Annotated in this window: 9 protein-coding genes; 6 read left to right on the top strand and 3 right to left on the bottom strand. The window is 50.0% G+C overall.

Features of this window, described 5'->3' with window-relative positions; translation table 11 throughout:
• The first annotated feature begins 29 nt into the window (after positions 1-29).
• From IEX98_RS08080 to IEX98_RS08090, 3 genes are all read left to right on the top strand, one after another.
• A complete protein-coding gene (locus tag IEX98_RS08080; protein ID WP_188888399.1) occupies positions 30-1,094 on the top strand; it encodes a Gfo/Idh/MocA family protein in 1,065 nt (354 codons plus the stop codon).
• A 134-nt stretch (positions 1,095-1,228) separates the two neighbouring features.
• On the top strand, positions 1,229-2,692 hold the full coding sequence (locus IEX98_RS08085; protein ID WP_188888400.1) for an FAD-binding oxidoreductase: 1,464 nt from the start codon (positions 1,229-1,231) through the stop codon (positions 2,690-2,692).
• Positions 2,689-3,279, top strand: coding sequence for an MFS transporter (locus tag IEX98_RS08090; RefSeq protein ID WP_188888401.1), 591 nt, complete (start codon positions 2,689-2,691; stop codon positions 3,277-3,279). The genes IEX98_RS08085 and IEX98_RS08090 overlap by 4 nt, the downstream gene beginning before the upstream one ends.
• Before the next feature lie 562 nt (positions 3,280-3,841).
• Here IEX98_RS08090 and IEX98_RS08095 read toward each other — a convergent pair.
• Positions 3,842-4,162 carry a hypothetical protein gene (locus tag IEX98_RS08095; protein WP_188888402.1) on the bottom strand — a complete coding sequence of 107 codons (321 nt, stop codon included), beginning with the start codon at positions 4,160-4,162 and terminating at the stop codon, positions 3,842-3,844.
• Between IEX98_RS08095 and IEX98_RS08100 the strand changes: the two genes are divergently transcribed.
• Positions 4,143-5,762 carry an ABC-F family ATP-binding cassette domain-containing protein gene (locus IEX98_RS08100; RefSeq protein WP_188888403.1) on the top strand — a complete coding sequence of 540 codons (1,620 nt, stop codon included), beginning with the start codon at positions 4,143-4,145 and terminating at the stop codon, positions 5,760-5,762. The genes IEX98_RS08095 and IEX98_RS08100 overlap by 20 nt on opposite strands.
• 57 nt (positions 5,763-5,819) lie before the next feature.
• Here the strand turns inward: IEX98_RS08100 and IEX98_RS08105 are convergent, their stop codons facing one another.
• On the bottom strand, positions 5,820-7,541 hold the full coding sequence (locus IEX98_RS08105; RefSeq protein ID WP_229692047.1) for a methyl-accepting chemotaxis protein: 1,722 nt from the start codon (positions 7,539-7,541) through the stop codon (positions 5,820-5,822).
• A gap of 212 nt (positions 7,542-7,753) precedes the next feature.
• Between IEX98_RS08105 and IEX98_RS08110 the strand changes: the two genes are divergently transcribed.
• On the top strand, positions 7,754-8,632 hold the full coding sequence (locus IEX98_RS08110; protein WP_188888559.1) for a cation diffusion facilitator family transporter: 879 nt from the start codon (positions 7,754-7,756) through the stop codon (positions 8,630-8,632).
• Positions 8,633-8,995: 363 nt separating this feature from the next.
• A complete protein-coding gene (locus IEX98_RS08115) occupies positions 8,996-9,847 on the top strand; it encodes a C40 family peptidase (protein ID WP_188888404.1) in 852 nt (283 codons plus the stop codon).
• Positions 9,848-9,902: 55 nt separating this feature from the next.
• Here IEX98_RS08115 and IEX98_RS08120 read toward each other — a convergent pair whose 3' ends face one another.
• The gene (locus IEX98_RS08120) at positions 9,903-10,745 is read right to left on the bottom strand and encodes a polysaccharide deacetylase family protein (protein ID WP_229692059.1); all 843 of its coding nucleotides are present in this window, start codon (positions 10,743-10,745) and stop codon (positions 9,903-9,905) included.
• Between the last annotated feature and the right edge of the window lie 111 nt (positions 10,746-10,856).

Below are 10,856 nucleotides of genomic sequence, written 5' to 3' on the forward strand. Positions count from 1 at the left end.
AGTTATTATGAAGGAGGCCTTTTCATACTATGAGTCAACCAATTCGTATTGGCATAATTGGAGCAGGAGCCATCGGCAACGTTCATATGACGACTTTTGCTAAAGTAGATACTGCGGATATCGTTGCTGTAACTGATGCTTACTTGCCGCTTGCGCAGCAGCGCGCGGAGGAGCATGGCATTTCAGTCGTTCATGACAGCCCTCAAGCTCTTCTTGAGGACCCGACTCTGGAAGCCGTAATTATTGCGGTGCCGAATCAATTTCATGCATCGCTTGCAATCGAAGCTTTGAAGCAGGGCAAGCATGTATTGCTGGAAAAGCCGATGGCGATTGATTCGACTGCCGCCCGTGCGATTGTGGAAGCGGTAGAGCAATCCGGCAAGGTATTGATGATGGCTCATCAAATGCGCTGGAGCGGGTTGGGACGAGCGATTAAGGCTCGTATCGACAATGGCGATCTCGGCAGCATTTATAATGTAAAAACCGGCTGGATGCGCAAAAAAGGCATTCCGGGCTGGGGCTCTTGGTTTACCCGCGCGGACCAATCCGGCGGCGGCCCGCTTATCGATATCGGCGTTCATATGCTTGACCTGTCGCTCTACTTGATGGGCAATCCGAAGCCGGTATCCGTATATGGCTCCACTTACGCGGAGTTTGGTCCGAGAAAAGAAGGGATCGGCAGCTGGGGTACGCCAAACTGGGAAGGCTATTATGACGTTGAAGACTTGGCGTCCGCACTCATTAAGCTCGACAACGGCGCGACGCTGTCGCTGGATGTAAGCTGGGCAGCCCATTCCGCTGCGCTCAGCGAAGATCCGTTCATCCATCTGATGGGAACGGAAGGCGGCGTATCGCTGGTCGGCGAAGCTGGATCCTATGTGACCCACCAGGATAATGAAGTGGTGAAGTCGGATATCGAGCCGCTGGATGGCGAAGAGGACCGAGTTCTGCTGAGCAAGCATTTCGTAGAATGCGTCATCGAAGGCAAACAGCCGATCGCACCTGCGCTGTCGGGCTACACGAACATGCGTATTCTTGATGCAATCTATGAATCCTCCCGCACCGGCAACGAGGTTAAGCTGAACTGGGACTAAGAAAAGGTATTTGACGTTTCTCTAATTTCTAAATTAAATATATACATCGAAAAGCTCTCACTTCCGCACAATGAAAATCATGCGAAGCGGGAGCTTTTTTGCTAGCGGTCGTCTTGAAAGAAAGGAGCAGCGTTATGAAAAAGACTGCGGCGCTACTGCTGCTTATTGCGCTTTGCATGTACAGCTATGTCAGTACGGCGGCGTCAAGTCAGGATCCTTTTCTCATTACCGATTACAGCAGGCTGCATCCCGTCAAAGTGAATCGCGTCGTTGAGAGCAAGAAGGAAGAGCAGTTATTGGCCTTACTGGAAGACGCGAAAGCGAAAGGGCTTACCGTGTCTATAGCTGGCCAGCGTCATAGTCAAGGCGGCCATACTTATTATAAAGATGGCATCGTGGTCGATATGACGAGTTATAATCGGATACTGTCCTTCGATCAAGCAGCCAAGCGCATTACCGTTCAGGCCGGGGCTACTTGGGAGGATATCCAAAACAAAATCAATCCGTATGGACTTGCGATAAGAACGATGCAATCTCCAAATTTATTTACAGTGGGCGGTTCCATCAGCGTCAATGCGCATGGCCGAGACATCCGCAACGGGTCGATGATCAAAAGCGTAGAATCATTCCGGCTGCTAACGGCCGATGGTATCATTCGTAATGTTAGCCGCGAGGAAAATGAGGAGCTTTTCCCGTTGGCATTGGGCGGCTTTGGTCTGTTCGGCATCATACTGGACGTTACGCTTCTGCTTACGGACGATGAGCTTTACGAAGAAAAGACGATTACGATGGAGATGGGTGCGTACGTCGATTATTTTCGCAAGAAAGTGATGACCGACCCTGACATTCGTATGCATATTGCCAGACTATCAGTCTCGCCAAAAAGCTTTCTGACCGAAATGTTCGCTAAAAATTACAGCATAGTGCCGCAGGCGACGGAACCTCTTTCCAGCCACAATAAGCTGACGAAGCGTGAGCCTTGGGTAGTGCCGGGGAAGCTGTTGTTTAATGCGAATCGTTCCTTCGATTGGGGCAAGGAGCTGATGTGGAATTTGCAGACTGATTTTTTTACGATAAATTCCGGTACATATATTAGCCGCAACAACACGATGCGCGCTGCATGGCGGTTAATGGAGTTCAGTGAGCCTAGGAGCAATGATTTGCTTCAAGAATATTTTGTGCCGCTCGATCAGTTTGAGGTGTTCGTCGGGGAGCTTCGCCGGATCGTCACGGATGACGGGATGAATCTGCTTAATGTGACGGTCAGATATGTGAACGAGGATGAAGAAGCTGTATTGTCCTATGCTCGAGGGGACAGGCTGGCCTTAGTTTGCTTATTCAATGTTCCTCTATCAGAGAGCGGGCAGCGGAAAATGAAGCAGTCGGTGCAGGCTATTGTAGATGAGCTTCTCGCCGTGGGCGGTTCGTATTATTTGCCATATGCAGCGTATCCAAGCAAAGAGCAGTTTCAAGCGGCATATCCGAGCTATGAGCTTTTCTTTCAGAAAAAACATCAATATGATCCAGATGGTCTTTTTATGAATTATTTCTATGAGCAGTATGGTGATTCGGGGGTATTAAAGGGGGAGCAGGAATGAAGTGGAGAGGACTAATTCGTTCGCAGAGCCTCGTCACGCTGGCGGCTGGCATGATCTTTCCGTACTATTTGCTTTTTTTGAAAAATCTCGGCAACAGCTTCGCCAAGTACGGCCTCGCGTTTGCTGTGTTTACGATTAGTTCAGCCTTGGTGTCACAATGGGTTGGACAAAAGCTGGACAAGCATAGTCCGTGCATTATGCTGCTCAGCTCGCTTGGGATGATGGCGGCCATGCTGGCTTTTCCGTGGGTGATGTCGTACGGATGGGTGCTGGTGCTCCAATTGCTGATGGGAACCTGCAGCGCTATGCAGAAAATGAGCGAGAGGGTGCTGCTGGCAGATCTGACAGAGCCGGGTGCTCGAGGAGGTATGATCGGCTCCTACCATTTCTGGACGACGATAGCTTCAGGCTTCGCTGTAATCATTGGGGGTTATGTGATCGATTGGCTGACAATCAATGCGCTATTTTATGCAAGCGCGCTGCTGTATGGAGTCAGCGCCTTCGTAATGCATCGCTCTGTAAGAGGAAACCAGTCGCAGAACAAGGCAGCCGGCAGCCAAATTTCGCAGCCGGTTGGTGTGGAGTAACCTAGCTTCTATTAGCCTATAGTCCGCATTCCAACGTAAAAAGTAACTAGTTAGCGGGTCGTAAAAGTAACATTGCCTTTGAATGGTTCGGTTGGAGGGACTAGCGAAGCCGATTCGTTAGCCTATAGTCCGAAACCCAACGCAGACGCAGAAAATAACTAGCTAGTGGGTCGTAAAAGTAACATTGTCTTTGTATTGCTCGGTTGGAGGAGATAGTGAAGCCGTTTCGCTCTACAGCGGATCTAGATTCGTTGTAGAGATGCTAGAGCGAGACAGGATGGTCTCCAGCGAAGTAGGTTCGCTAAATAAGGAACCTAGATTTGCTGTTGAATAAGGTGGCGAGGAAAGTTGCCTCCAGCGAAGCGGGTTCGCTAAATAGCGAACTGAACTTCGTTCGTACTATGATAGAGTGAGGCACGTTCCACTCGCAGCGAAGCAAACTTCGTAATTCGCTAACCTAGGTTCACGAGTAGCGAAATTAGCTTCGCTAATGAAGAGAAATACCCCTAAGCAAGAGTGAATAGCGAAATTCCCTTCGCAAAATAGCGAAGCCGCTTCGCTATCAGCCGTAAGGGAAGGTGACTATGGCTCGCGAGACATCGAAGCACATCAGTCCGAGTGCGTAGAGCCATACTTCATGCTCATCCATAAAAGGGGGACAGTCTGTCGCGAACAGCATCCTGTCATCCTGCAGCGCACCTAAGCGCGGCCGGATAGAAAAAACGGCTGCGAATGCGCCCTCTATATGGGAAATGCCTGCATTTTTCAACCTGAAAATCGGATTGCGGCGTTCGTTTCCGGTGTAGACTGTGTTATAATGGTTCGAGATATTGAGTATGGAAGAGAAGGACGGGTTGCGAACAATGATTAGTACAAGTGGCATAACGCTTCGCTACGGGAAGCGCGCGCTTTTTGAAGATGTTAGTATTAAGTTTACGCCAGGCAACTGCTACGGTCTGATCGGAGCGAACGGCGCTGGCAAGTCTACGTTTCTGAAAATATTGTCCGGTGAAGTCGAGCAGTCGCATGGCGAAGTGCATATTACACCGGGTGAGCGTCTGGCTGTACTGAAGCAGAACCATTATGAATATGATGAGTTCGCGGTACTGGAGACGGTTATTATGGGCCATAAAAGTCTGTATGAAGTCATGAAGGAGAAGGATACGCTTTATGCCAAAGCCGACTTCACCGATGAGGACGGCATGCGTGCAGGCGAGCTTGAAGCGGAATTCGCCGAAATGAACGGCTGGGAAGCGGAATCGCAAGCGGCGGAAATGCTGAACGGTCTTGGTATTACAACGGAGCTGCATGATAAGAAAATGGCGGAGCTGGGCGGCAACGAGAAGGTACGCGTTCTGTTGGCGCAAGCATTGTTTGGCGAGCCGAACATTCTGCTCCTCGATGAGCCTACCAACCATTTGGACATTGAATCGATCCGTTGGCTGGAAGATTTCTTGTCCCGCTATGAAGGCACTGTTGTCGTAGTCAGCCATGACAGGCACTTCCTGAATACCGTATGTACCCACATTGCGGATATCGACTTCGGCAAAATCCAGATGTATGTCGGCAATTACGACTTCTGGTATGAGTCCAGCCAGCTGGCGCTTCAATTGCAGCGCGGCGAGAACAAGAAGAAGGAAGACAAGATTAAGGAGCTGCAAGCGTTCGTTCAACGTTTCAGCGCCAACAAATCCAAGTCCAAACAAGCGACTTCCCGTAAGAAGCTGCTTGATAAAATTACGCTCGACGACATTCGTCCGTCGAACCGTAAATATCCGTTCATTCTGTTCAAAGGCGAGCGCGAGGCTGGTAAATCGCTGCTGCTCGTTGAAGGGCTGACGAAATCGATCGATGGCGAAAAAGTAGTCGACAACTTAACGCTGACGATCAACAAAGGCGACAAAATCGCTTTCGTTGGACCAAACGGCCTGCCGAAGACGGTATTGTTCCAATTGCTTATGGGTGAACTGGAGCCTGACGCCGGTTCTTACCAATGGGGCGTTACGACGACCCAAGGTTATTTCCCGAAAGACAATGCCCCTTACTTCGATGGCGTTGAGCTGAACCTGGTGGAATGGCTGCGTCAATATTCGAAAGACCCGGACGAAACGTTCATCCGCGGTTTCCTCGGCCGTATGCTGTTCTCGGGCGACGATGCGATGAAGAAAGCAAGCGTATTGTCCGGCGGCGAGAAAGTCCGCTGCATGTTGTCCAAAATCATGCTCAGCGGCGCGAATACGTTCATTCTCGACGAACCAACCAACCACTTGGATCTCGAATCCATTACGGCGTTGAACAACGGTCTGACCGATACGGACTGCACGGTGCTGTTCACTTCGCATGACCATCAGTTCGTTCAAACGATTGCGAACCGCATCATGGAAATTACGCCTAACGGCCTGATTGACCGGATGATGACTTATGATGAATACCTCGAGAGCGAAGAAGTAAAAGCGCTCCGCGAGCGTATGTACGCTGTCTAATAAGCAGCAATAAAGAAAGAGGCTTGGCATCGCGCCAAGCCTCTTTCTTATATTCCCTTATACTTTGAAACGGCTGATTAGCGTCTTTAATTGCTGGGACATAAGCCGTATGGATTCAGAAGACGTGCTTACCTCCTGCATGGCCTGAAGCTGTGCATCGGAGGAACCGGCAATTTCTTTAAACCGGTCGGCGAATTGCCGGGAGATGTTCTCCATATCTTCCACAGACGCCGATACTTCCTCGGATCCTGCGGAGAGCTGCTCAGATGCAGCAGATACATCATGCAGCCTTTCGTTAATCGTCTCCAGACCGCTGCGAATGACGAGAAAGGAATCACCGGCCTGCTTCACGGTTTCCATGCCTGCCTGTATGTCCTGCATACTTGCCGTCATTGTGACGGACAGCTCGGCCGTCTGCCGGACTATCGCTTCAATCAGCTCAGCGACTCGTTTGGAGGACTCTTCCGACTGATGTGCAAGCTTTCGTACCTCACCGGCTACAACTGCAAAGCCGCGTCCATTCTCACCGGCTCGAGCCGCTTCAATACCGGCGTTGAGCGCCAGCAAGTTCGTCTGTGTTGCGATACCGGCCATCATGGAGACAATCCCGCCAATCTGTTCGGAATAACCTTCCAAGGCATGGGCGACATTCGCAGCTTTACCGGAGGAGGCATGAATGGCTTCCATTCGTTCTACGGCCGCTGTAATGGATGCCGTTCCTCCGGAGGCATTGTTGGTCGTTTGCTGCGATACATCGGCAACGATTGAAGCGGCTTGCGCGATATGCTGCATGCTGGTTGTGACCTCCTCCATAGCCGAGGAGACTTCCGTTGACCGCAGCACCTGCTCGCTTGCTCCACGAGATGCTTCCCGAATGCTGCCGGAGATGAGCGTGCTTGCTTCTGCGGTTTCTCCAGCATGGAGCGAGACGCCTTCCGCCGTTGCCAGCAGCTTGCTTGAGCTGTCGCTAATGCCTTGAATAACGGTTCTCGTATCGAAGACGAGCTGCTTGAACGCATCGGCAAGCTGTCCAATCTCATCACGGCGTTCTATGCCTAGTGCGTCTGCCAATGTCAGATCACCCTCTCCGACCTTCGCAACCTGAGCTTTCAGTTTTTTCAGCGGATTGGTCAAGTAGCGCGCCAGCGCATAGATGAGCAGCATACTGGCAAGCAGAATCGCTAACGATATCCAGATCATATTGGTACGGCTCGACTTCATAAGCTCGTAAATTGCTGTAGCGTCAAGATCGGCACCCATCACTCCAATTAGTGCGCCATCCTCCGTTACTATCGGCACATAGGCCGAAATCGTCGCCCCATAGTCGTCATTAGTCAGATCTCCAATCTGCGCCGTCCCTTCTGTAAAAGCACGCATCATCCCTTTATAGGGATTGTCTTCCTTAGTGCCGATGGGCGAAAAATCATCTTCGGCAACATCTTGCGGCGCGCCGTCCACGATATAATAATAGCCTTCTTGCTCGCTATAGCCGAGCGTGTATAAATACTTCAAACCGTTTGCTGTCCGTACTTCGTTTAATTGTTCTCTCAATTGCTTGTAATAATCCGTTTCGCCGGAATCGGGTCCGAGCTTGGCATACGCATCTATCGAAATTAACGTTTTAGCCCTCTCGGCAACAGCTTTCGCTTGCAAGCCCATTGAATCCTCGACCAGCTTGGTTGAAGAGTGGTAGATCGTTAAGCCAATTACGGCCCCTCCCAGAAGCAGAATACCGGAAAAAAAGACAAACATTTTCGTAACCAACTGGTTCATAAACATGAAACGATGTTTCCCCCTCTTATCTGTAGAGCGTGTATGAAGCCGCGAGTCATATTATACCATTTTTGAGAAGGAGGCACGCAGCGCTTTTTAACGAAAGTGTTGCATTTATGCATAAAAGCAAGACTGAGGTAAACACTGTTTCTCTAGACCCACTCGTTTTCGGTCGGTTATGATACCGTTATAAAAGAAATGGAAATGAGGGAAGGAAACTGGTTCAATACGAGGATATTAAGCAGGGCGAGAAGGGGGCCTGGGTTAGCATTACGGCCTATCTGGTCCTATCGGCGTTGAAGCTGGGGGCAGGTTATTGGTTCGTCTCCGGGGCTCTCGTTGCGGACGGGTTCAATAACCTGACGGACATCGTAGCCTCAGTGGCTGTATTGATCGGTCTCCGTATTTCACAGAAGCCGCCGGACAAAGACCATCCCTACGGACACTTCAGGGCCGAAACAATCGCCGCGCTTATCGCTTCCTTCATTATGGCGACCGTCGGCATTCAGGTGCTGATTAGTGCGACCGGCGATCTGATTTCGGGGAAGGGGCATGTACCTTCATTGATAACGGCCTGGGTTGCGCTGTTCGCAGCCGTCTGCATGGCAGGCGTATATATGTATAATCGAAGGCTGGCGAAGCGGATTAACAACCATGCGCTTATGGCTGCAGCCAAGGATAATTTATCGGATGCCCTGGTCAGTATCGGGGCCGCAATCGGCATCATTGGCGCACAGTTTGGTTTGCCATGGCTGGACCCGGTTGCTGCGATCACTGTAGGCTGCATTATTTGCAGAACGGCCTGGGGAATTTTTTATAGCTCTACGCATGCGTTGACGGATGGATTCGATGCAAATGAGCTTTCATCCTTGCGGACAACGGTGGAGAGCACAGCGGGAGTCGAGTCGATCAAGGATATTAAAGCCCGTGTACATGGCAGCAACGTATTGATCGACGTGATCGTACAAGTGAATCCGCAGCTGTCTCTGATTGAGAGTCACCGGATCAGCGACGAGATTGAGAAGCGCCTTGCAAGGAGAAGCAACATTATGAGCGTACATGTCCATGTGGAGCCGCTGGAGCTTTTGGAAAGCTAAAGAAGGCGAAAAGTTGCAGATTTATGGCCTTAAGCTAGCAAGTAAATGTTGGAAACAAATCCAGACGCAGAATAAATTGGTTCTAAAGGCTCAGTCATCCATGGCAAGCTTGCCCTAGTTATGAGCGGAATGGAAAATCTGCCGCAAATGCAGTGGAGGCAACAGGTTCCGCATATTTCGCTATTGAAGCGTTCCCCGCAGGGGAACGCTTCTTGGCGTTTATTTACAATCCTCCTCTGAAACCATGTGCCTAGATGGGCGAAAGCGCCAATTAGGAACATCGGTCGATGCTTGAAGAGCGGGTCGATTCTACAATGGGGACAGCGGCGTGTTAGAGGGCCGCAAACAAGGAGGCGTACAACTATGAATAACAGGATTCGGGCAAAGCTCGTAACGACAACTCTTTCAGCTGCGTTATTGTTTAGCGCTGTCTCGGCTTCAATCCCAGCAGCATGGAACGCACAAACGGCATCGGCCGCAGCCAGCACTTCATTATCGGCAGGCCAAGCTTTAATCAAGGCTTCTGTTTCTTTCCGGACAGCCCCTTCGACATCGGCATTGCGTATTAAATATTTGAAAAAAGGCGAGCAGGTATCCGTGCTGTCCCAGCCGAACAGCTATTGGTACCAAGTGCAAGATTCGACAGGTACGACCGGCTATGTCAGCTCGCAGGATCAATATATTACGGTAGGCTCCCTGTCACCCGGCGGAGGGAATACCACTAATCCGAGCAATCCGGGTAATAGCGGGGGCAGCGGTTCCGTTCCGTCATCAAGCTCGGTTGAAAAGGTAATCGCAGCGGGGATGAGTTACTTAGGGACACCGTACGAATATGGCTCAGACCGCAACACGACAAAGACCTTTGACTGCTCGGATTTCGTTCGGCAATCGTTCATCGATGGAGTTGGACTCAAGCTTCCAGCAGATTCGCGCGGACAAGGAAGCTATGTGAAAAACAAAGGCAACGCAGTGACCGACTGGCGGAAGCTGAAGCGCGGCGATATTATGTTCTTTATGTCCTACAAAGGAACGAAAGCATCTGCATATTCCGGTGTGAACAAGTCGACTGCGGCCATTTCCCATGACGGCATCTATCTGGGAGACGGCAAAATTCTACATACGTATTCCAAAGAGAGCGGCGGCGTTACGATCAGCAGCATCGAAGGAACGCATTGGGAATATCGTTTCCTATACGGAGGAAGCGCGCTAAATTAATTAGAAAAAGGGATGTACCCGCGACGGGCACATCCCTTTTTTTCATTCATAACGATTAGTGGAACTTACGCAATGATTCCAAAAACTTATTGGCCGTAATTTTCGGCGATCCCGCATTGATGCGGAACACTTCATCAGATCCGGCTTTGTTGATACCCGGCCGCGTCGTGAAGAACAAGGAAACGCCTTGCTCTTTCTGAAGCTTTTTCACTGTGGAGTTGAATGAGCCAAACGGGAAAGCGATCATTTGGTACTTGTTGTCCAGTTCATCCTTCAGCTTGCCTTCGATTAAGGAAATATCGTTTGTGACTCTAGCGGTATATTCCGCTTTGGTCTCCAGCCGTTTTTTGTCTTTCAAATAAATACGGTTGCTCAGCATCGGGCCTTTCTTGCTGCCGCTTTCGTTCAGCTCCGCGTATTTATGCAAATCATAAGTATGGCTGTAAAAGCTGAAGCCTTCTTCTTTTAGCTTGCGCATCGTATCCCAGGACAGGTGCTTCGTCGATACGTTTTGCTTGTCGCTGCTTGCGCCGATAATAAAATGAGTAGCGACAAAATCATATTTTTTCATAATCGGGACAGCATACTGGTTGAAGCTTTCGTAGCCGTCATCAAACGTAATGACAACTGCATTGTCGGGAACCGTTCCCTTCTTCTGCATGAAATCAGCGAACTGCTCCACACTGATTACGTTATAGCCATAATCTTTCAACAGCTTCATATGCGTACCAAAACGGCCTGGCGAAATCGTTGCTCCGCTTTCTTTGGTATCGATGTGATGATACATCAGCACGATGACTTTGTTCTTATAGTAAGAAGAGGAAGCATTCAACTGGCTGGAGGATACCGGCCAGACGACCGCAAGTGCAATAACTAAAAGTAAAGCAATAGCTTTCATTTTCAAAAGTAATCCCTCGCTATCGTGAAATATGTAAACCTAGGCGTCCAGCTGCCTTTCCGTTCCGGATGGAGAAGCAGGTTGTTTCTTCGGCTTCGGAAGATTCCCGAA

Origin of the sequence: Paenibacillus radicis (ex Gao et al. 2016), assembly GCF_014641555.1 — a bacterium.
Classification (GTDB): domain Bacteria; phylum Bacillota; class Bacilli; order Paenibacillales; family Paenibacillaceae; genus Pristimantibacillus; species Pristimantibacillus radicis.